This is a genomic window from Micromonospora sp. WMMD961 (assembly GCF_029626145.1).
Taxonomy (GTDB): Bacteria; Actinomycetota; Actinomycetes; order Mycobacteriales; family Micromonosporaceae; genus Micromonospora.
Map to the genome: position 1 here is coordinate 4,954,071 of NZ_JARUBJ010000002.1, position 22,196 is coordinate 4,976,266.

Annotated in this window: 18 protein-coding genes; 7 read left to right on the forward strand and 11 right to left on the reverse strand. The window is 69.6% G+C overall.

All coding sequences use genetic code 11. The features are described from left to right. Positions 1-24: 24 nt before the first annotated feature. Together O7614_RS22335 and O7614_RS22340 are read right to left on the reverse strand one after the other, a co-directional pair. On the reverse strand, positions 25-1,122 hold the full coding sequence (locus O7614_RS22335; protein WP_278140435.1) for a tartrate dehydrogenase: 1,098 nt from the start codon (positions 1,120-1,122) through the stop codon (positions 25-27). Continuing rightward, positions 1,119-1,808, reverse strand: a complete 690-nt coding sequence (locus O7614_RS22340; protein ID WP_278140436.1) for a GntR family transcriptional regulator — start codon at positions 1,806-1,808, stop codon at positions 1,119-1,121. Before O7614_RS22340 ends, O7614_RS22335 begins: the two co-directional genes overlap by 4 nt. 98 nt (positions 1,809-1,906) lie before the next feature. On the opposite strand from O7614_RS22340, the gene O7614_RS22345 reads away from it, so the two are divergent. The 6 genes from O7614_RS22345 (at position 1,907) to O7614_RS22370 (ending at position 8,754) form a co-directional block, all read left to right on the forward strand. Then, a complete protein-coding gene (locus tag O7614_RS22345) occupies positions 1,907-3,166 on the forward strand; it encodes an MFS transporter (RefSeq protein WP_278140437.1) in 1,260 nt (419 codons plus the stop codon). Next, on the forward strand, positions 3,166-4,110 hold the full coding sequence (locus tag O7614_RS22350) for a phosphoglycerate dehydrogenase (RefSeq protein ID WP_278140438.1): 945 nt from the start codon (positions 3,166-3,168) through the stop codon (positions 4,108-4,110). The genes O7614_RS22345 and O7614_RS22350 overlap by 1 nt, the downstream gene beginning before the upstream one ends. Continuing rightward, a complete protein-coding gene (locus tag O7614_RS22355; RefSeq protein WP_278140439.1) occupies positions 4,107-5,771 on the forward strand; it encodes an FAD-binding dehydrogenase in 1,665 nt (554 codons plus the stop codon). Before O7614_RS22350 ends, O7614_RS22355 begins: the two co-directional genes overlap by 4 nt. 30 nt (positions 5,772-5,801) lie before the next feature. Beyond that, positions 5,802-7,175: an acyclic terpene utilization AtuA family protein gene (locus O7614_RS22360; protein ID WP_278140440.1), complete on the forward strand. Its 1,374-nt coding sequence runs from the start codon at positions 5,802-5,804 to the stop codon at positions 7,173-7,175. Continuing rightward, positions 7,165-7,500, forward strand: coding sequence for a DUF4387 domain-containing protein (locus O7614_RS22365; RefSeq protein WP_278140441.1), 336 nt, complete (start codon positions 7,165-7,167; stop codon positions 7,498-7,500). Before O7614_RS22360 ends, O7614_RS22365 begins: the two co-directional genes overlap by 11 nt. Positions 7,501-8,067: 567 nt before the next feature. Beyond that, a complete protein-coding gene (locus tag O7614_RS22370) occupies positions 8,068-8,754 on the forward strand; it encodes a TMEM175 family protein (protein ID WP_278140442.1) in 687 nt (228 codons plus the stop codon). Between the two features lie 150 nt (positions 8,755-8,904). Here O7614_RS22370 and O7614_RS22375 read toward each other — a convergent pair whose 3' ends face one another. The 7 genes from O7614_RS22375 to O7614_RS22405 form a co-directional block, all read right to left on the reverse strand. Beyond that, the gene (locus O7614_RS22375) at positions 8,905-9,747 is read right to left on the reverse strand and encodes an aldo/keto reductase (protein ID WP_278140443.1); all 843 of its coding nucleotides are present in this window, start codon (positions 9,745-9,747) and stop codon (positions 8,905-8,907) included. Between the two features lie 340 nt (positions 9,748-10,087). Further along, the gene (locus tag O7614_RS22380; protein ID WP_278140444.1) at positions 10,088-11,098 is read right to left on the reverse strand and encodes a mechanosensitive ion channel domain-containing protein; all 1,011 of its coding nucleotides are present in this window, start codon (positions 11,096-11,098) and stop codon (positions 10,088-10,090) included. A gap of 332 nt (positions 11,099-11,430) precedes the next feature. Continuing rightward, positions 11,431-12,516 carry an LLM class flavin-dependent oxidoreductase gene (locus O7614_RS22385; RefSeq protein WP_278140445.1) on the reverse strand — a complete coding sequence of 362 codons (1,086 nt, stop codon included), beginning with the start codon at positions 12,514-12,516 and terminating at the stop codon, positions 11,431-11,433. 259 nt (positions 12,517-12,775) lie between these two features. Then, complete coding sequence (locus O7614_RS22390; protein WP_278140446.1) at positions 12,776-13,462, reverse strand: SDR family oxidoreductase; 687 nt, start codon at positions 13,460-13,462, stop codon at positions 12,776-12,778. A 95-nt stretch (positions 13,463-13,557) separates the two neighbouring features. Further along, the gene (locus O7614_RS22395) at positions 13,558-15,450 is read right to left on the reverse strand and encodes a Na+/H+ antiporter NhaA (RefSeq protein ID WP_278140447.1); all 1,893 of its coding nucleotides are present in this window, start codon (positions 15,448-15,450) and stop codon (positions 13,558-13,560) included. 39 nt (positions 15,451-15,489) lie between these two features. After that, the gene (locus O7614_RS22400) at positions 15,490-15,981 is read right to left on the reverse strand and encodes a sigma-70 family RNA polymerase sigma factor (RefSeq protein ID WP_278140448.1); all 492 of its coding nucleotides are present in this window, start codon (positions 15,979-15,981) and stop codon (positions 15,490-15,492) included. Between the two features lie 198 nt (positions 15,982-16,179). Next, positions 16,180-17,094, reverse strand: a complete 915-nt coding sequence (locus tag O7614_RS22405) for an alpha/beta hydrolase (RefSeq protein WP_278140449.1) — start codon at positions 17,092-17,094, stop codon at positions 16,180-16,182. Between the two features lie 297 nt (positions 17,095-17,391). On the opposite strand from O7614_RS22405, the gene O7614_RS22410 reads away from it, so the two are divergent. After that, positions 17,392-19,983, forward strand: coding sequence for a LuxR C-terminal-related transcriptional regulator (locus tag O7614_RS22410; protein ID WP_347404369.1), 2,592 nt, complete (start codon positions 17,392-17,394; stop codon positions 19,981-19,983). A 19-nt stretch (positions 19,984-20,002) separates the two neighbouring features. On the opposite strand, the gene O7614_RS22415 is transcribed toward O7614_RS22410, so the two are convergent. Then, positions 20,003-21,472, reverse strand: coding sequence for an NAD(P)/FAD-dependent oxidoreductase (locus O7614_RS22415; protein ID WP_278140451.1), 1,470 nt, complete (start codon positions 21,470-21,472; stop codon positions 20,003-20,005). Between the two features lie 108 nt (positions 21,473-21,580). Then, entirely contained in the window at positions 21,581-22,150 is a 570-nt protein-coding gene (gene aroQ / locus O7614_RS22420) for a gamma subclass chorismate mutase AroQ (RefSeq protein WP_278140452.1), read from the reverse strand. Positions 22,151-22,196: the final 46 nt, after the last annotated feature.

The following is a 22,196-nucleotide window of genomic DNA, read 5'->3' on the forward strand; positions in this document are numbered from 1 at the left end:
GCGGGGCGACGACCTGCCGCCTACTCATGCGGTGTCGGACGCGCGTTCGCTGACCCTTTCGGCGATAGCCCGGCCCAGCTCCGCCGTCGTGCCGGTGCCGTGCAGGTCGGGGGTCAGGGGCGCCTGTCCGGGCCCGTACGCCAGGACGTCCTCGACCGCGCCGAGCAGGTGGGCGGCGGCTTCGGGGTGGCCGAGGTGCTCCAGCATCATCGAGCCGCACCAGATCTGGCCGATCGGGTTGGCGATGCCTTTGCCTGCGATGTCGGGTGCGGAGCCGTGCACGGGCTCGAACAGGCTCGGGTGGTCACCCTCGGGGTTGATGTTGGCGCTCGGGGCGATGCCGAGCGTGCCGGTGCAGGCCGGGCCGAGGTCGGAGAGGATGTCGCCGAACAGATTGCTGGCCACGACCACGTCGAACCACTCCGGATGGAGTACGAACTGCGCCGCGAGCGCGTCGATGTGGAACTTGTCGAGGCGGACGTCGGGGAACCGCTCGCCCATCGCGGCCACCCGCTCGTCCCAGTACGGCATGGAGATGGAGATGCCGTTGCTCTTGGTGGCGGACGTCAGGTGCCGTTTCGGGCGACGGTTGGCCTGCTCGAAGGCGAAGCGCAGGACACGGTCGACGCCGACCCGGGTCATGATCGTCTCCTGCAGGACGGTTTCCCGGTCGGTGCCCTCGAAGATCCGCCCACCCACGCTGGAGTACTCGCCCTCGGTGTTCTCCCGCACGACCACGAAGTCGATGTCGCCCGGGAGCCGGCCGGCCAGGGGGCTGCGGACGCCGGGCATGAGCCGGCAGGGGCGCAGGTTCACGTACTGGTCGAAGACCCGCCGGAACTGCAGGAGGCTGCCCCAGAGCGAGACATGGTCGGGTACGACCTCCGGCCAGCCCACCGCGCCGAAGTAGATGGCGTCGTAGCCGCGCAGCGTCTGTTCCCAGTCGGGCGGCAGCATTTCGCCGTGCCGCTGCCAGTAGTCGGCGCTGGCGAAATCGAAGCTGTCGAAGGTCAGCGTCAGGCCGAAGCGACGTGCCGTGGCGTGCAGCGCGTCGAGGCCGGCCGGGACGACCTCCTTGCCGATGCCGTCACCGGGAATGACGGCGATCCGGTGGCTGGTCACGGCGCCTCCCGAAGCGCTGCGAGGCCGCCCTGCGAGTCCGCGAGTGCGATGCGCTCCGCGGTGGTGGAGTCGCCCGCGCGTAGCGCCCGGACCAGGGCCCGGTGACTGCTGTATCGCTCCAGGCCGAACGTGTCGTCCTCGGCCACCCGTTGCAGAAGCAGCTCGCGGCGCTGCGGGCGGGAGAACACGCGGCTCTGTTCGAGCATCCGGACCAGGACGGGGTTGTGCGCGCAGGCGCTGACCGTGTCGTTGAACTGCTGCATGGTGTCGAGCAGCTCGGTGAGGTGCCGCTCGACCGGACCGCCCTGCGCGGCCCGCTCCTTGAGAAGGATCAGCAGGTCGTCGGCGCGGTCGAGAATGGCGTCGAGCGCGTCGAGCTGCTCGGCGGTGGCGTGTCGGGCGGCGAAGCGGGCGACGAGGCCACGCAGACCGACCTCCACCTCCGCGAGGTCGTCGATGGCGGCGTCGCGGATGGCGGCCACCAGCACGGTACGCGGCCCGATGCGCTCGATCAGCCCGTCGAGCTCCAGCCGGCGCAGGGCCTCGCGGACCGGTGTCGGGCTGACCGCGAGCCGCTCGGCCATGCCGCGCTCGGTGACCTTCTCTCCCGGCGCGAGTTCGCCGTTGGCGATCGCGGTGCGAACTTGTCGGTACGCCTGATCGGCGAGCGTCCCGGCTGTCGTCATGACCGCACTCTAGCGCATGACATAGCAAGTTTGTTTGCAACTGTTGACGAGTTTGCTACAGCAATTTACCGTGACCGGGGACACAAGGAGGTGGACGGGTGTCCAACCGGCGGATCACGTTCTTCATCGCCCTCGCGCTCTTCGCCCAGGAGTCGACGTGGAACTTCTATGACAACCAGGTGCCCGTCCTGCTGCGCGAGCATGTGGCGAGCGCGGCGCTCGTGGGCGCGCTGATGGGGATGGACAACCTGCTGGGCATCTTCATCCAGCCCTGGATCGGCAACCGGTCCGACAACACCCGGACCCGGTGGGGGCGGCGGATCCCGTACCTCGCGGTGGGCATGCCCCTGGCCGCGCTGGTCTTCGTCCTGCTGCCGTGGACCACGTCGCTGGTCACGCTGGTCGTGGTGATGTTCTGTTACGCGCTGATCGCCAACACCACCCGGCCGCTGGCCGAGTCGCTGGTACCGGACTTCCTGCCCCCGGAACGCCGCAGCCGGGCGAACGCCGCCGTGAAGATCGCGACCGCACTGACCATCATCGTCGCGTCGCTGATCAGCCTGCTCGTGGTCGACGAGCACCCGAGGGCGGCCTTCGTCATCCCGTCGGTGATCATGCTGGCCGCCACGTTCGTGCTGCTGGCCAACGTGCGCGACAGCCGGTCGGCGGCCTACCAGGCCGCGGTGGCCGAGGAGGCCACCGCCGGTCCCGCCGCTGCCGGCCAACCGTTGCGGCAGATCGTCGCCGGCCTGTTCACCGACCAGGATCGCCGCCGGCTCCTGCTGCTGCTGACCGTCCTGCTCTTCGGCGGGGCATGGTTCGCCTCACGGTCGCTGATCACCCCGTACGGCATGGAGGCGCTGGGCCTGAGCCGCGGGGAGGCTGGCGGGCTCACCCTGCCCAGCGGCATCGTCTACGTTGCTGCCGCCTATCCGGCCGCGCTGCTGGCCGAGCGCTTCGGACGGCTGCGGATCATCGTCGTGGGCATCAGCGTCTTCGCCGCCGCGCTGGCGGCAGGCGCCGTCGCGCAGACCGCCACCGGTACGGTCGTCGCGTTCTGTGTGGCCTCGGCCGGCGCCGCCGCCTTCACGATCAACGCGGCGGTGGCGCTGTGGAACCTGGCACCGTCCAGCCGGGTGTTCGGCGCCTACACCGGCCTGTACGCGGTCACCTGGTACCTGGGCGGCTTCGGCGGGCCCGCCCTGATCGGCGCGGTGGTCGACCTGGTCGGCTGGGACGGGATGCTGCTCTACATCGCCGTGCTCGCCGTACTCGCCATGCTCGTCGTCGTACGCCTCGAACGCCTGCAGCGTCTGCACCGGGCCACCCGGCCCGTCACCCTCACCGGAAGCGAATGATGTCGACCATCCTCATCACCACCGATTACCTCGCCCCCGGCGACGAGGTGGACACCTACCTGACCGGGCTCGGCTTCACGACACGGCACGACCCCATGCGTGGACCACGTCAGCCGGAGCAGCTGATCGCGGCCCTGGCCGGCGTCGAGGGAGCGCTGATCGCCAACGAGCCGATGACCGCGGAGGTGCTGCGCCAGGCACCCGACCTGCGCGCCGTCGTGCGTACCGGAGTCGGGTACGACTCGGTCGACGTCGCCGCCGCAGGCCGGCTCGGGATCAGCGTCAGCAACCTGCCCGGGATCAACGCCAACGCGGTGGCCGAGTACACCATCGGGTTGCTGCTCGCCCAGGCCCGGTGCCTGGTGCCGATGGCCGTCGGGGTGGCCGCCGGCGGCTGGCCCCGCACCGACGGCCGCGAGCTGCGCGGCAGGACGCTCGGCCTGATCGGGCGGGGCGCGGTGGCGCGCCAGGTGGCGCCGTTGGCCGTCGCCTTCGGCATGACGGTGCTGTGCACCGGCAGCCTGCCCGCGCCGGTCACCCGGGTCACGCTCGACGAGTTGCTGCGCGAGGCCGACTTCGTGTCGGTCCACACCGCACTGACCCCGCTCACCCGCCACCTCATCGACGCCGAGGCGCTGGCCCGGATGAAGCCCGGCGCGCACCTGATCAACACCGCGCGCGGGCCACTCATCGACGAGACCGCCCTGGTCGAGGCCGTCCGGTCCGGCCGGCTGGCGGGCGCGGCCCTCGACGTGGTGGACGTGGAGCCACTGCCCGCCGACAGCATCCTGCGCGGCGTCGAGGGCATCACTGTCTACTCGCACATGGCCGGGCAGACTACCGAGGCCCGGCTGGCCGCGGGGCTGGAGGGCGCCAAGGAACTCGTCGCCGCCCTCGACGGCCGGCCCGCCCATTCGCTCACCGAACCGAAGGAGCCGGCATGACCACCACCACGGCGGACGCGGACGCAATAGTGATCGGCGCCGGCCTCGCCGGGCTGGTGGCCACCGCCGAACTCGTCGCCGCCGGCCGATCCGTCCTGCTGATCGAGCAGGAGCCCGAGCAGAGCCTCGGCGGCCAGGCGTTCTGGTCGTTCGGCGGGCTGTTCCTGGTCGATTCGCCCGAGCAGCGCCGGATGGGCATCCGCGACTCGACCGAACTCGCCTGGCAGGACTGGCAGGGCAGCGCCGGGTTCGACCGACCCGAGGACGCGTGGCCACGGCGCTGGGCCGAGGCGTACGTCGACTTCGCCGCCGGCGAGAAACGCGCCTGGCTGCGGGGCCTCGGCGTCAAGATGTTCCCCATCGTCGGCTGGGCCGAGCGCGGGGGGTACGACGCCACCGGGCACGGCAATTCGGTGCCCCGCTTCCACGTCACCTGGGGTACCGGGCCGGGCCTGCTCGAACCCTTCATCGCGATCGTGCGGGAGGCCGCCGGACGCGGCCTCGTCCGGTTCGCCTTCCGGCACCGGGTTGACGCCTTGACCACCAGCGACGGCGCGGTGGTGGGCGCCACCGGTCGCGTCCTGGCGCCCAGCGAGGCCGCCCGCGGCACCGCCAGCTCGCGGGAGGAGATCGGCGACTTCGCCTATACCGCGCAGGCCGTCATCGTCACCTCCGGCGGCATCGGCGGCAACCACGACCTGGTCCGCCGCAACTGGCCGGCACGGCTCGGCGCCCCGCCCACCCACATGATCAGCGGCGTGCCCGCCCATGTGGACGGCCGCATGCTGACCATCACGCAGGACGCCGGCGGCGCCGTGATCAACCCGGACCGGATGTGGCACTACGTCGAGGGCATCCAGAACTGGAACCCGATCTGGGACAGGCACGGCATCCGGATCCTGCCCGGCCCGTCCTCCATCTGGCTCGACGCGCGCGGACGCCGGCTGCCGGTGCCGCTCTACCCCGGATTCGACACCCTCGGCACGCTCGCCCACCTGCGCACCACCGGCCACGACCACAGCTGGTTCATCCTCACCCAGAAGATCATCGAGAAGGAGTTCGCGCTCTCCGGCTCCGAGCAGAACCCGGACCTGACCGGCCGCAGCGTCAAACAGGTACTCGGCCGCCTCCGTGCCGGCGCACCGGCACCCGTGGAGGCCTTCAAGCGCCACGGCGCAGACTTCGTCGTGGCCGACCGACTGGACGAGCTGGTGAAGGGCATGAACGCGCTCACCGACGAGCCTCTGCTGGACCCGCTCCACATCCAGCGCACGATCGAGGCACGCGACCGGGAGCTGGACAACCGCTTCACCAAGGACATGCAGATCGCCGCCATCCGCAACTTCCGCAACTACCGCGGGGACCGGCTCATGCGGACCGCGGCACCGCACCGGATCCTCGACCCGAAGGCCGGGCCACTGATCGGCGTACGCCTGCACGTGCTGACCCGCAAGACCCTGGGCGGCCTGCACACCGACCTCGACGGTCGGGTGCTGGACGGCGGCGGACAGCCGGTGCCCGGGCTCTACGCCGCTGGCGAGGCCAGCGGATTCGGCGGTGGCGGCATGCACGGCTACCGCGCGCTGGAAGGCACCTTCCTGGGCGGCTGTCTCTTCTCCGGACGTCAGGCCGGCCGCGCCGTGGCCAGCACCGTCGCCTGACCGGCTCGTACCCGTGAAATGAGGAAAACCGTGACCCGCGACTCCGTACGCATTCTCGTGCCCTCCGGCATGCTCGGCTCGGGGTTTCCGCCCGAGATCATCGACCGTGGGCTGGAACTCGGCGCCGACGTCATCGCCCTGGACGGAGGGTCCACCGACTCCGGCCCGTACTACCTGGGCACCGGCACGGCCAAGACCACTGCCGCAGCCGTGTCCCGCGACCTGCGCCTGCTGCTGCGCGCGGCGGCGAAGGCGCGCATCCCACTGATCGTCGGCTCGTGCGGCACCAGCGGCACCGACTCCGGTGTGGACTGGGTCGCCGGGATCGCCCGCGACATCCTGGCGGAGGAGGGGCTGGACCTGCGGGTCGCCACCATCTACAGCGAGCAGCGGGCCACCGACCTCAAGGACCATCTCGACAAGGGCCGGATCCACCCGCTGCCGCCGGCCGGCGACCTCGACCCGGCGACGTTGGACAGCTGCCAGCACATCGTCGCGATGATGGGCCACGAGCCGATCGCCGAGGCGCTCGCGGGCGGAGCCGACGTGGTCCTGGCCGGGCGCGCCACCGACACCGCCCTGGCCGCCGCCTTTCCGCTGATGGCCGGCATGCCGGCGGGCCCGACCTGGCATGCCGCCAAGATCGTCGAGTGCGGCGCGCAGTGCACCACGAACCCGCGCTCCAGCGGGGTCTTCGCCACCATCGACGCCACCGGCTTCACCATCGAGCCGCTCGACCCGGCCGTCGCCTGCACGCCCACCTCGGTCGCGGCGCACATGCTCTACGAGACCGCCGACCCGTTCTCGATGCGGGAACCGGCCGGCACGCTGATGGTCGCCGACGCCACCTACCGGGCGCTGGACGAGCGGCGGGTACGGGTGGAGGGCTCCCGGTTCGAGCCGGCCCCCTACACGAACAAGCTTGAGGGGGCACGGATCACCGGCTACGAGACGATGTCGTTCACCGCCATCCGCGACCCGCACATCCTCGGCCAGATCACCACCTGGGCACAACTGCTGCGCCGCGTCACCGCGGATCGGGTCGCCCAGACGCTCGGGCTCAGCGCCGACGACTACGCCTTCGACGTCCGTCTGTACGGTTACGACGCCGTGCTGGAGGCCAAGGATCCGGACACCCGGCCGCCCCGCGAGGTCGGCGTGATGCTCCTGGTCCACGCCGCGGATCAGCAGACGGCCACCGCCATCGCGAAGATAGCCAACCCGCTCATGCTGCACCTGCCCACGCCCGACATGGACTACCTGCCCAGCCTCGCGTTCCCCTACTCCCCCGCGGAGACCGAACGCGGCGCGGCGTACGAGTTCGTCCTCAACCACGTCGTCGACGTGGACTCGCCCACCAGCTTGTTCCGCATCCACCTCCCGGAGGGCAGCGATGTCCGATAACGCCCACCCCCGCACCGTCGCCGACCTCGCGCTGGAGGTCCGGTCGAAGAACGCCGGCCCGTTCTGGGTGACGATGGAGCTGTTCATGCGCGACACCGCCGGGTACGCCGTGGTAGCCGACCCGGGCTTCCTGGACACGCCGCTGATCGCCCGCCTCTACGGCGTACCGGCTGACGCCATCCGCATCTTCCGGATACCGGCGCTGAACGTCGTCAAGATTTCGTTCCCGCGCCCCGTGGCACAGGGCAGCCTGCGCGACCGCGACATCCACGCCGGGCAGCACCATGTGCCCCTGGCCATGCTCCCGCTGCCGGAGCTGCCCTGAGGACATCGAGGCCGTTGCGCGACCCGGATGCCGACGTGATGCAGTCCCGGGGCAGCAGGCAGACGAGGTCCCGGGTGCTCCAGGCCCCGTCCTCTCCCCTGTTGCTTCTCGCAGTGACGTACCCAAGCGGCAGGCCCAACCCCGGCTCCCGCCCAGCCGACGATGCCTACCGCGACGTCCTTCGGTCAGTCACTGACCGCGGTGGCCTCGACCTCCACGAGGAGGTCGGGGCCGGCGAGCTGCACACCCGCCGGCTCACGATCGTGTCGTCGATCTCGTCGTCCCGCCCCACGACCGGGCGAGCCGACCGGCGCGGGCGTCCTCGCGTAGTCCCGCAGGGCGGCCGGCTCCGTCTGGCGGGCCGGCGCCGCTCGCCTAGAGGATCCGGCGGGTGGGGTCGGAAGGGGCGGCAGCCCACAGCAGGTGCTCGACGTCGAGGTGCGGGCCGGTTCGTCGTCGTGACGCGGCCGAAGGCGTCCGGTCGGCCGATCCCGGCGCATGATCCGGGCTGATCATTCGGTTGCGAGAAGCCGGTTATCGTGGGCGTCGGCGGGTAGCCACCGGACCGTGAGCAGGCCAACCGACGACCTCGGCACCCGGTCGGACACCAGCCGTGCCATAGCGTTCAGCGACGCTGTCTTGGCCATCATCATCACGCTGCTCGTGGTGGATCTCCGGGTGCCGGACGTACCGCCCGGTCGCCTCCTGTTCGGCCTGCTGGAGCAGTGGCCGGGTTACGTCGCCTATCTCGCCTCGTACGCGTACGTGGCCGTCGTCTGGCTGAACCACAAGGGCGCGTTCAACCGCGTCAAGGAGAGTGACCGGGGCCTGCACTGGGTGAATCTCTTCGTCCTGTTCACCACCGCGCTGCTGCCGTTCCCGACCGCCGTCATCTCGGACGCGTTTCAGGAGCACGACCAGCAGGACCAACGCGTCGCCGTCGCCTTCTACGCGCTGATCGGCGCGTTGCTCTGCGCGAGCTGGCTGGCGTTCTTCCACTACCTGGCTCGGCACAGAGACCTGCTCAAGAAGGAGGTCAGTGAACGGCACTTCCCCGCGGAGCGGGTGCGGGCACTCGTCGGGGTCATTCTCTATGTCGTCGCCGGGCTGATTGGGTACTTTGTCCAACCGCTCGCCGGCCTGGTGATCTTCGTCATCCTGCCAGTGTTCTACGCCGTCACCAGCGCCGGCCTCTATCAGGTGCCCCTCACCCGCCGGATCGCTCAGCGCCGCCCCCCTAGGCCGGGGAATTGACAGTCACGCTACCGGCTCGAAGACAGGCGCGGAGGCTGATCAACCGGCAGGCGGCTGGCCGGCTCTCACCGTCCGCCCCCCCACCGCCGGGTCTCAGTACCGATGGCACCGCCTTCGCGCGGGCGTCGTCGGCCGAAGCGACCAGTGACGCTACAACATCTCCAGCTGTTGCGGGCCCGCCGGCGGCGGGAACGCAGTGTCGAGTGCGGCCACGTCCTCCTCACTCAGATGCAGGTCGCGCGCTTCGGCGTTCTCCCGGGTGTGTTCTGGCTTGGACGACCGGGGGATGGCCGCAACGCTCTCCTGCCGCAACAGCCAGGCCAGCGCCACCTGAGCGGCCGTGGCCTCGTTCCGGGCGGCTACCTCTTCGACTTGGGGGTGGCCGAGCAGCCGGCCCTGCTCGATCGGCGAGTACGCCATCACCGGGATGCGGTGCCCGCGCAGCCACGGAAGGAGGTCGTACTCGGGACCGCGGCGGGTGAGGTTGTACAGGATCTGATTGGTCGCGCAGGCGTTTCCGCCCGCATCGAGCAGGTCCGCCACATCTGAGAGATCGAAGTTGCTCACACCCCACTGCCCGATGTCGCCGGCGTCGACAAGTTCGACGAACGCCTCGATCGTCTCCGCGAGTGGATGCGTGCCGCGCCAGTGCAGCAGGTAGAGGTCGATGTGGTCGACGCCGAGTCTTTGCAGGCTACGGCGGCAGGCTTGCACGGTTCCCTGTCGGCTGGCGTTCGACGGCATGACCTTGTCGACAAGAAAGACGTCGCCGCGTCGTCCGACGATCGCCTCGCCGACGAGTTCCTCGGAGGCGCCGTCACCGTACATCTCCGCAGTGTCGATCATGGTCATACCCAGGTCGAGCCCGGTGCGCAGGGCGGCGATCTCGTCCCGCCGCCGCGCGGGGCGCTCGCCGAGGTACCAGGTCCCTTGGCCGAGTACGGGCATGGTTTGGCCGGACGGTAGCTCGATCGCGTCGGAAGGCGTCGTCATGTCGATCTCTCCGGGTAACAGTGGGTGGTCTGGGTATGCCGCCGCAGGGGCAGCACAGGCGCGTCGCGGCCCTCTCCCCGCAGGCAGCGGCCGTGCAGCGGGCGCCTTCCGGATTGTCCGCCCACGATCGGGCTTCGCTGCCCAGTTTGCCGGTTCCCGCACCGGCCGTGGCGGCTCTCCGAGGCCAACTGACCATCACCCGCAAGCTGGCCGGCCTCGACGCCCATCGCGCAGACCCGCCGCCGCCCGGTCCAAGATGTGGCCCTCTTCAACCTCGTCGCGATGTCGCAACGTGTGTATGAGGGCGGTGAAGCTCGGGCGCTCCGTCGCACCCGCCCGTTCACGGCTGATACTGACCGCGGGTGCGGGGCAACCACTGGGGATGATGGACGCGCATGTAGCAGATCATCCCTTCACGCAGGTCGCAGCGCAGGTCCCAGGCGCTGGCGCCGTCGGCGGCCGAGGCCTGCACCTGGATGACCACCGTCTGAGGGGTGGAGTCGACCATCTGGAGCACCCACTGGCCGCGATCCCACAGCGGGGAATACTCCACCAGCCGGCGCGCCTCCCGGCGCAGGTCGTCCAGGTCAGCGGTGTGATCGACATGAATCTGAACTTTCCCGATGACCCGGGACTCGTTCCGGGTCCAGTTCTGAAACGGCCGCTCGGTGAAGTACGTGGTCGGCAGGATGAGCATCCGCTCGTCCCAGAGCCGGATCACCACGTTGGTCAGCTTCACCTCCTCAACCCGGCCCCACTCACCGTCCACCACCAGCACGTCGCCGACGTGCAGACCATCGGCGAAAGCGACCTGGACACCGGCGAAAGCGTTGCCGAGCGCGGTACGGGCCGACAGACCGATCAACGCACCGACCACTCCCGCTGACGTCAACACGGAGACGCCGAAAAGGCGCACCGGCCGGAAGGTGATCAGGATCAGACCCACCGCGACGATCGTGACCACAGCGACGGTGAGCCGCCGCACGGGGCGGATTTGGGTCCGAGCCCGCCGGACCCGCCGGCTGGTAGCTGCGTCAGCCGGCAGTCGACTGAAGGCCACCCCCTCGGCGACATGCAACGCCTTGATCACTAACCATGCCCCGGACACGACCAGGGTCACCAGCAGGACGTGCCGCAGATGACGCTGCCAGCCGGCCGGACCCAACGGCAGCGCGTAGTAAAGTGTCCCGACCAGCAGGACCGCTGCCGCCGGGCGGCGGCAGGCGTGCCGCAGCGGCTTCAGCAACCACTGGTAACGGCCACGGTTCACCCGGCGGACGAGCATGCCAGAGATCAGGTCCACGACCACCGCCGCCGCCAGCACGGCTACTACTATCAACGCGGTACGCATCAGAGGTCGTTCACCGTAATCCCGGCACCAGCATCCCCCGGTTCCCCGCCCAGTCCACGTGCCCAGGGTGCCATCCGGTCCGACCGTAGGTGGCCAACATCGGCAACCATCGCTGACCACACCTGCGCCAGTCGCCCGCCGGGCGCTGCCCGATTACCGCCTCGACCGCAGCCCACTTCACCAATGCCACCTGAAGGGGCGACCGAACTGCGCCAATCAGGTCCTTCCTTGACGGAACGCGGGCGGCACCGGGTGTCGCCCGCGGTAAAAATCAACCATTGCTCTCTCCTGCGCCGGAATGATCTCTAAGGCGGCACACCCGTCGCCTCGGGTCAGGAGGAGCTTGTGCTGAGCTCGAACCCTTCGGCCACGAGGGCAAAGGAGCGCATGCGATCTGCAGTGTCGTAGATCATGGAGGTGAGCATCAGTTCGTCGGCGCGGGTCCGCTGCTGCAGTTCTGTCAGACCTCTGCGCACCGTGTCGGGCGCGCCGTGGATGATGTTGCCCAACCAACTTTCGACGAACACCTTCTCCTCCGGCGTGTAGGGGCGATTTTCCGCCTCGTCCGGGGCGGGAAGGGCGACCTGCTGCCCCTGCCGCGCAAGCATCATCATCAGCGCACCCGGCCGAGCCAGGCGTTCGGCTTCGGGTCCGGTCGGGGCGCAGGTGACGTTCACGGAGACCATCACGTGTGGTGCGGCCAGGGCAGCGGACGGGCGGAATGTTCTCCGGTACTCATCGATGGCCTGCATGGATTGCACGGGATTGATGTGGAAGGCAGCCGCGAACGGCAGGCCGAGGCGTGCGGCCACCTCTGCACCCGTGGTTCCCGAGCCAAGTGTCCAGACGGGTAGGTCGGGTGCTGCTGGCACCACGTGCACGTTGTCGCGCCGGTAGGCGTGGTTCTCCGGGAAGTCGTTGCGGAGGAAGCCGAGAAGCTCCTCAACCTGGGGCTGGAAATCGCTGCCACCTGAGCCCTCGCCGTTGCGGCGCAGCGCCTGCATGATCGATGGCAGGCCACCGGGGCTTCGGCCGACGCCCAGGTCGATGCGGCCGGGGTGGAACGCGTTGAGGACGCCGAACTGCTCGGCCACGATCAGTGGTGCGTGGTTGGTGAGCATGACCCCTCCCGACCCGAGCCGGATGGAGCGGGTCTCGGCACCAAGGTGGGCGAGGAGGACGGCAGGGGCCGGGCTGCTTGAGGCGGGGAAGCTATGGTGTTCGGCCACCCAGAAGCGCCGGTAGCCCCACCGCTCGGCGGCCTGCGCCAGGGTCGTGGTCTGCTGGAGCGCATCGGCCGGTTGACTCCCACGGCTCCTGATGACCAGATCGAGAATCGACAGAGGCACCGGACTCGTCCCGTGCCGTTCGTTCGAGGCCGCATCTGTCGACAGACCGGTGTCACGTCCACGTTCCATTGCCACTCCTCTGACCTTCAACCTGAACGGACCCTTGGGTCCACTTACCGCCACCAACAGCGTGGAGGGCCGCGCACAGAACGTCCTCGCTGCCCGGCAGCCGCACCCGCACTTGCCGGGACCGCAAACCTGCGTTTCAGGGGGCGGATCGCCGGCCGGCACAATGGAAGGGTGAAACTCGACGACAGCGCTCGTGCCGCATCAGCCACCCCGGGCGGCCGGCAGGGGCGCGGCGGTGACGTTCGTTCAGCGGTCATCGTCAGACCAACGTCTCGCCACCGTCGACGGCCAGCGTGGTGCCGGTCGTGAAGGTGCTCGTGAGGGCATAGACGACTGCCCGGACGACGTCGTCCGGGTCGCCCACCCGACCGGCCGGGTTGCCGGCCGCCCGACTCGCGAACAGCTCGGCTTTCTGCTGCTTGCCGAAAACGTCGTAGGCGCCGCTGTCGATAGTTCCCGGCGCAACCGAGTTCACCCGCAGCGGGGCGAGCTCCACGGCTAGGGCCCGGGTGACCGCGTCGACGCCACCGTTGGTGGCCGCGACCGCCAGCATGCCCTGCGCCGGCTTGCGGGCGGTCGCTCCAGAGAAGAAGACGAAGCTGCCGTCGTGCGGCATGCGAGGCGCGAAGTATTTGGCCAGCAGGATCGGGCCGAGCACCTTGGTCGACAGAGACTGCAGCACGGCGGCCGGCTGCAGGTCGCTCAGTCGCCCGCGGGCCCGAGCCGACGCGGTCGACACCACGTGGTCGACGTGACCCATCCGTTCAGCGAGCGCTGCCACGCTCGCCTCATCGGTGACGTCGACCGCCTCGACAGTCAGGTCCTCGCCGTACGCGTCCGCCAGGGCGTCGCGGTTGCGGGAGGCGACGACCACGGTGGCGCCGGAGTCGCGTACAGCGCTGACGATCGCACCGGCGATCCCGCCGCTGCGGCCAATCACCAGCACTCTGCGATTTTCCAGTTCGGTCTGCATAGCTCGATTCCTCTTCGGGGATTCAGGCGCCCGCCATCGAGGGTCGCCAGGCCGAGTTGATCAGCGGTTCAGACGACGGTGGCCTGGGCTCGCGCCTCGTCGATGACACGATTGAGGGTGGCGAGATCCTGCGGTCCCTCGTGACGCTGACCGTTGATGAAGAACGTGGGGGTGCCGGCCACACCGCTGCGGTCGGCCGAATCGACATCGCGCCGAACCCGGGCCTCGTGGCGGCGGCGGGCCAGGTCGTCGCGGAACTGGTCGAGGTCGAGGCCGAGTTGCTCGGCGTACCCGGTCAGGTCGTCGCGGGTGAGTCGGTCCTGGCGTTCGAGCAGCAGGGTGTGCATGGGCCAGAAGGCACCCTGTTCCCCAGCGGCCTCGGCGGCCTCGGCGGCTCCCTGCGCGTACGGATGGACATCCGGCAGTGGCAGATGCCGCCACACGTACCGCACGTCGGCGTTCGCGATGAGCAACTCCTGGGTCGTCGGTCCGACCATCGCGGTCCACGGGCATTCGAAGTCGCCGTACTCGACGACGGTGACGACGGCGGTGGGCGGGCCTTGGATGTGGTCGCGGTCGTCGTCCACCGGCTCCGCCAGGTCGACACGTCGCCCCGCAGTGCCGAGCAACGCCCGCGCCCGTGTTCTGGCCGGAAGGGTCTCGATGACGCGGTAGACCGCGAAGCTCAGCAGAGCCGCGCCGGCCGCGGCCGCGAGGGTACCGATCTTCGCCTGGTCGAGCGCGTCGCCGGTGAAGGCCAGGTTCGCGATCAACAGCGACACGGTGAAGCCGATTCCGGCGATAGTGCCGCTCTCCAACACCGCGCCCCATCCGACGGGGGGACGCAGCGAGCCTCCGCTGAGACGTGCCGCCAGCCAGGAGGTGACGACGACGGCAGCCGGCTTGCCGACGATGTAGGCGAGGACGACGCCGATCGTGATCGGCGACCGTAGCGCCTGGCGCAGTGCGTCACCGTCGATGACGATGCCTGCGTTGGCCAGCGCGAACAGCGGGACGATCCCGTAGCTGGTCGCCGCGTGCAGGGTGTGGCGAATCCGGGAGTTGGCCGACAGCGCACCGGTCAGGCGCCGGGTGGCCAGGGCCGCCAACTTCGCCGACGGCTGCTCCCGGAACAGCCGGACCAGTCTGGTCGCCTCCTCCAGTTCGGCGCGGCTGGGCGTGTACGCCGTCGTGGCCAACCCCGCAGCCAGCCCGGCGACCACCGGATCAACGCCCGCCGAGAGCAGCCCGCCCCAGGTCACTGCAGTGCCCAGCGCGAAACTCCACCCCCGGAGCCGGTGCGGCAGCCTCCGCCCTGCCAGCAGGCCGGCGTAGGCCACCACAGCCACCGCCATGCCCGGCAACGCGATCTGCTCGCTGTACGCCAGGGCGATCACGATCAGGGCGACCAGGTCGTCAACGACGAACACGGTCAGGACGAAGGTACGGATCCGCTCCGGGGCGTGGGCCGCAATCAGGGAGAACGCTCCCAGCGCGAGCGCTGTGTCGGTGGACATCGCGATGCCCCACCCCACGGCGCCGACTCCCCCGTGGTTCACCATCAGATAGATGACGACCGGGATAAGCATTCCAGCGGCACCGACGAGCAGCGGGAGGGCCAGGCGACGCCGCTCTCGCAGATCGCCCAGATCGAACTCCCGGCGCGCTTCGAGGCCGACGACGAGGAAGAACAACGTCATCAACCCGCTGTTGACCCAGGTGCGCAGGTCGAGGTGCGCCGCCCAGGGGCCGAGCTGGACGGTCACGACCCAGGACCAGAAGCCGTCGTAGTCGAGCGCGGGCAGGTTCGCCCAGAGGAGGGCGACCGCGACGGCGGCGACGAGGAGCGTGGCACCGGAAGATCCGGTACGTGGAAACGCGCGCCGGGCCGTCGACGCGGTGGGCGTCATAGCCATCGGCGTCGTCGGGTCGGGCTCCATCGTCTGGTGCACCTGCGGCATCGCTTTCCTCGTGATCGGTCTGGTCTGGTGTGCCTGTCGTCAGGCGGAGAGAACCGCCGATCTCAGGGAGTTCATCGCGTGGAAGGCTCGCGACTTGGCCGTTCCGATCGGCACGCAGAGGAGTTCGGCGGCATCCACCGCGCTGCGGCTCTGCAGGTAGATCTCCTCGAACGCTCTGCGGCGCTCGGGGCTCAACTTGCGGAACGCGTCCAGCAGAGATTCGCGGGCCACGACGACGTCCATCGGGTCGGCCGGCGAGGAATGGTTCTGCAGTTCACGTTCGCCCTGGAACTCCTGGGGTCGCCGTACGCGCTTGCGCGCCTCGTCCGCCGACACATGACGAGCGATCGTGAAGAGCCACGACTGGATGTGGTCCTCGTCGACCGGGACGTCGCCGATGTGCCGCCACACCTTCAACATCGTCTCCTGCAACAGGTCTTCGACGATCTGCGGCCGGTAGGCATTGATCCGTCTGAGATACCGGAGCAGGACGCCGGAACGTTCCTCGAAAATCTGCCGCAACTTCTCCACGTCACGCCGCCGTACAGGATTCCGGTCGTCGTGTCGTAGGAGTTGCCCTGACTCTCCGGCGACGTACGAGCTCTCGTCCGGGCCGTCGAGGCGCGGAGTATGCATGGCCATCAGTCACTCCTGGACAGCGTGGTCAGGTGAGCGGGTGGCCGCCGCCCCCGCGTTCGGGCACATCGGGGACGGCGGCCGTCTTACCTGCTAGCTAGAGGCCCCACCCGAAGCGGCCGTCTCACTCCCGGGCTTGGTCGTGGACAGTCGGCGGCCGAGGAAATCGCGGATGATCGTGGCCACCGTGTCGCCGGCGCTCTCGAGCAGGAAGTGGCCACCCTCGATCAGGTGGATCTCGGCGTCGATGGCGTCGGTGGCGAAGGCCCGCGCACCGTCCGGGCCGAAGATCTCGTCACCACGGCCCCACACCGCCAGCACCGGTACGCCACTGCTCCGCAGGTATGCGTGCAGGCGGGGGTAGAGCGGCGGGTTGGTGGCGTAGTCGCGGAACAGGGCAAGCTGGATGTCGTCGTTGCCGGGCCGGCTCAGCAGGGCGTAGTCGTGGTGCCAGGTGTCGGGGCTGATCAGGGTCTCGTCGGGGGTGCCGGTGACGTATTGCCAGCGGGTCACGTCCAGGGTGAGCGCGGCGCGGATGGCGGACTCGGTCTCCGGGGTCTGCTCTTTCTGGTAGTTCCAGACCGTCCGCCAGAAGCTCTCGACGAAACCCTCCTCGTAGCCGTTGCCGTTCTGCGTGATGATCGCCGTGATCGCCTCGGGGTCGCGCAGGGCCAGCCGGAATCCGACGGGTGCCCCATAGTCCTGCACGTAGATGGCGTACCGCTCGATGCCGAGTTGCTTCAGCAGGTCGGCGGTGAGGTCGGTCAACGCGTCGAACGTGTAATCGAACTCGTCGGCCGCAGGAGCATCCGACAGCCCGAACCCGAGGTGGTCGGGCGCGATGACGTGGTATTGCTCGGCCAGCGACGGGATCAGGTTGCGGAACATGAACGACGACGTCGGGAATCCGTGCAGGAGGACCACGGTCGGCGCATCGGCCGGGCCGGCCTCCCGGTAGAACAGTTGACGCCCTGCCACTGAGGCATACCGGTGGTGAACGTTAGGCATGGCGCCTCTTTCTCGCTGCGGATGAACCGTCAGGACGGTCTGCGACCTGTACGGTGGCGAGCTTGGCTCGGCGAGACGGGGTTTCGCCTCCGAATCACCACCGGCCGACCCCCGGCCTGACCCCGGGGGCTGCCTGTCGAACGTCAGCAGGCGACGGGGGCGGGAATGGCAGTGACGTGCAATTTGCGCCATTTCGCTTCTTCTGCACACCTCCCGGGGGTGCGATTGCCAGGTCCGGGGATGCAACCGGTGGCGGGCCCGTGACTCGATCCGGCCGACGACGCGCAGGATTGTCCGATGGATATCGACCCCGATGCCACGGGCTTGCCGGCAAGCCCTCGGCTGCCGCCATCCGGTCCGGGCGAGGACGACCAGCTCGCTGACCTGAGACGGCGCACCGCGGCCGGTTCCGGCGGTGCGATACGCATCGTCGGAAACCGCGGCATCGGGAGTTCAGTGACCCCGGACGAGGTAATCGACCAGGGTGCCAGCTTCCGCGTGCTTTGGGTTCGGGCGGTTGCCGCCGAGCAGGAAATCCCTTTTGCCGCTCTGCATCTGCTCTGTGCTGAGCTGCTCGACCACTGTGCGTTCCTGTCAGCCGCACATCTCACGACACTGCAAGCCGCGTTCGGCCTGATCGACGAACCCAGGCCCACCGTCGGCGCGGTCGCCCCCGCTGTGCTCGCGTTGCTCAGCGGCATCGCCAAGGCGCAGCCTGTCTGCGCCGCCGTCGACGACGCCCACTGGCTGGACGAGCCTAGCGCCGAGGTACTGGCCTTCGTCGCCGCCCACTCGACCGGGCGAGCGCTGATGATCGTGATCGCCGGCTCGCCCACCTCGCGGCTCGACGCGTTCGGGCAGGTTTCGGCGATGCGCTTCCGGCCGATCGGGAACGGCCAACTCCGCGGTCAGCTCCGGGCTGTCTTGCCGGGTCGCGTCGACGACGCGGTGGCCAAACGCATGCTGGCAGAGTCCGGCGGGGACCTGAGCGCACTAGTGGAGTCGCTCCAGGGCCACACGGCGGCGGAATTGGCCGGCGGATTCGCGATCCCCGGCCCACCTCGCCTCCGTTCGTGCTCGCACGAACGCGACTGCTTGCGAGCTGTCGGTCACCTCACTGCGGTGTCCCGGCGGCTTCTGCTCGCCGCGGCGGCCGACCCGACCGGTGACGTTCTGCTCTTCGAGCGCATGGCCGCCGAGCTGGGCGCCGACCGGGAAACCCTCGTCGCGGCCCATCTGGTCGAGGTTGGTGATCATGTCGTCTTCGCCTGCCCAGACCTGAGATCGGTCAGCTACCACTCGGCCGCGCCCGCCGAACGGCGACTGATCCACCGCAAGCTCGCCAAGAACACGGCCGGCGATCAGACGCGGCGGCTGTGGCACCTCAGCCTGGCGGCCGCCGCCCATGACGACGCTCTCGCCGACGACCTCGAGGCCCACGCCGACCTGTTGCAGCCACGAGGGGGCACAGCTGCCCGCGCCGCGTTCCTGGAGAGGGCGGCAGTGCTCACCAGCAACCCGACCGCACGCGCCGACCGCGCGCTCGCGGCGTCCGCAGCGATGTACGACGACGGCAACCTCGCCGGCGCCCAGCGTCTCCTGGCCGTGGTAACGCCGGAATCGCAGGACGCCGTCCGCGCCGCTCGGCGGACCTGGCAGCGGGCCCGGATCGAGACCGTCCTGCGTCCCGGTGAGTGCTCCACGCGCCAACTGTTGGAGGCGGCCCGGCGGCTGTGGCCACTCGACCCGGCCGACGCGCGGGAGGCGTACCTCGACGCTCTCCTCGCCACGACGTTCGCCAACAGGGCTATGGATCGCGCGCTGCTGCTCGTCACGGCGACCGAGGCCCGCACCGCCGCGCGCGAACACCGTCGCCGACCGGCCGATCAGCTTCTGTTCGGACTAGCCACGCGGGTACTCGACGGCTACGCCCGCTCGGTTGCACCGCTGCGGGCAGCGATCGCGGCCTTCCGGGAGCCGTCTCTCGACCTGCGGGCGGCACGGTGGCTCGGCCTCGCGGGTCTGCTTGCCGCGGAGGTGTGGGACAGCGCTGCCTGGCGAGACCTGACTCAGCGCCACGCGGCGACCGGACGGGACCCTCGGCTCGACAGCCTGCTCTCGCAGATTCCCCGCAGGGCTGGCAGTCACGACACCGGGATCGCCGGGATGGTCGCGGCCGCGGCACTGCACAACGCAACAGGGCGGTACGACCTGGCCGTCGAGGCGGCTCGCGAGGCGGTGCGGTCGGAGCATCCCGGCTTCACGGGCTCGGCGCTGATCGAGCTGGTCGAGGCGGCGGTCCGTGCGGGTGACCAGCACCTGGCCGCACGAACCACCGTCCAGCTCGCGCAGCGCACCACCCGGGCGGGAAGCGACTGGGCACTGGGCGTCCACGCTACCGCCGAGGCGCTGATCTGCAAGGACCAGCACGCGGAGGCGTCATACCGGGAGGCCATCGAGCGGCTCGGCCGCTCCGGCCTGCTCGATCGGCTGGCACGGGCCGAGCTGCTCTACGGCGAATGGCTGCGTCGGCGTAACCGCCGGATCGAAGCCCGGGTTCAGCTCCGAGCCGCGAGCAGGCACTTCGGCGAGGTCGGCGCCGATGCTTTCGTCCAACGGGCCCGCCGAGAGCTGCTCGCGACCGGGGAAAAGGCGCCGAAGCAGCCCAACGGGAGCCGACGCCAGCTGACCCCGCGGGAGACCCAGGTCGCATCGCTGGCCCGGGCCGGGCTCAGCAACGCCGAGATCGCCGCACAGTTGTTCATCAGCCCCCGTACGGTCGAGTACCACCTGTACAAGGCCTTCCCGAAACTCGGCGTCATGTCCCGTGCCAAGCTCCAGCCACTTCGGGATCGTCGAGGGCAGGCCGGCACTCCTGCGGGATCGTGATCCTGGCGTCAACGAGCGGTCAGGCGTTGTTCCCGTCTCGATACGCCTCAAGGAGCCGCAGCCACACCTCGCTGACCGTCGGGAAGGGCGGCACGGCGTGCCAGAGCCGGCTGATGGGCACCTGCCCGGCTACGGCGACCGTGGCCGAGTGCAGCAGTTCGGCGACTCCGAGCCCCACGAAGGTCACGCCGAGGACGCGCTCGGTGGCGCTGTCGACGACCATGCGGGCACGGCCCTGGTAGTCGTCGGCGAAGAGACGAGCGCCAGCGACGTTTGCCGCCGTGTCGACATCGACGACCCGCACCTGATGGCCATTGCGGCGCGCCTGGTCGGCGCTGAGCCCGACAGCCGCAACCTCGGGATCGGTGAAGATGACCTGCGGCAGGGCGTGCACGTCAGCCGTCGCCGCGTGCCGTCCCCAGGCCGAGATGTCCAGATCCTTACCTTCGGCAACGGACGCGATGGCGTTCCCGACGATGCGGGCCTGGTACTTGCCCTGATGGGTCAACAACGCGCGGTGGTTGACGTCACCGATCGCGTACAGCCAGCCGCCTTCGACGCCGTGCACCCGGCAGGTGTCGTCCACGTCGAGCCAGGACCCCGGCCTGAGCCCTACCGTCTCGAGACCGATGTCGCCCGTGAGCGGGACGCGGCCGACGGCGACGAGCACCTCGTCCGCTTCCACCTCGGCCCCATCGTCGAGCATCAGCGTCACGGGACCGCTGGGTGACGGCCGGCGCATCGATGTCACGGTCACACCATGTCGAGCGTCGACCCCCGCCTTCCGCAGAGACGCACCGACCATCTCGCCGGCGAAGGATTCGAGCCGTGGTAGGAAGCGCGGCTCCCGCGCCAACAGCGTCACCGCGGACCCGAGACCCTGCCAGGCGGTGGCCATCTCCACACCGACCGCGCCGCCGCCGATGATCGCCAAACGGGCGGGCACGGTCGAGCTGTCGGTGGCGGTCCGGTTCGTCCAGACCAACGCCTCGGCGATACCCGGCATGTCCGGGATCGCCGCACGGCTGCCGGTGCAGACCACCACCGCGTGTCGGGCCGTCAGACCGACGATCTGGTGTTCAGAGGTGGCGACGGCGACCCGGCGCGGGCCGTCGACACGGCCGTGGCCACGGAACAGGTCGGCACCGATGTCCTTGACCCACTGCGCCTGCCCGGAGTCGTCCCAACCACTGACGAGAAGGTCACGGCGACGGAAGACACCGGCAGCATCGACGGGCCCGCTGACGGCCTGCCGTGCACCGTCGAGCCGCCGGGCCTCGTCCACCGCCACCACTGGGCGAAGCATCGCCTTGCTCGGGATGCACGCCCAGTAGGAACACTCACCGCCGACGAGCTCCTTCTCGACCATCGCTACAGTGAGGCCAGCTGCCGTGGCGCGGGCGGCGACGCTCTGCCCGACGGGACCACTGCCGATGACGATCACGTCGTAGGTCCTGTCCGCGGAAGCCTCGACTTCGGATTTTCCCATCGTTCTCGCCTTTCGGGATCGCATAGTCAGGTCAGCTTCGACCACTGTCACAGTCGGCCGCGCCGAGCGAATCCGTATTGGCCCCGGACCGACCCCGGGGAATACCGGTCAACTCCCTGGTGCTGGGTCGTGCCGGTTCTGGTCAGAGCCGTCAGATGTCCTGTTCGTGTCGGCGCGTCCCCGGATCCGCCCGAGCGCGATGCGCAGGGCCTCCACGTGCAGCCCGCGCAGTGACTCGTAGAGGGTGCCGTCGACGTGGTGCGCGGCCGATCGGGCGCACTCAAGGGCCTTCAGCCGCAGAAGCATCTGCTGCGTGATCATGTCGAGTTGCGGACGCACCTCGGACTCCAGATTCGGTCGGTACCGTGGCCGCAGTTCCGGATGGTCACTCCACAGGGCGTGCAGACGCCGCTGGAGCACTTTGTTGGCCTCGATCTGGTCCCGGAAGAAGCGACAGCTGAGCGACGGGTCGAGTCCTATCTCCCGGGAACGCGCGACGACCTCCGCGAGCAGCCGCTCCTCCCGAGCTTCGTCGTTGATCGGGGTCGTGCTGCCGTACTTGGCGGCGGCGACTTTGTCACCGAGTGCGAGGCGTTCCGCGGCGAGTGCCGTGAGCAGCGACTCCTGCTCGTTCACGTCGTCGGCGGAAGTCTGGTTGTTCAGGTCCGACCACTCCATGACCGCTCTCACGTCGACTTCGGCGCCCGGTTCGACCGCAGGCCTG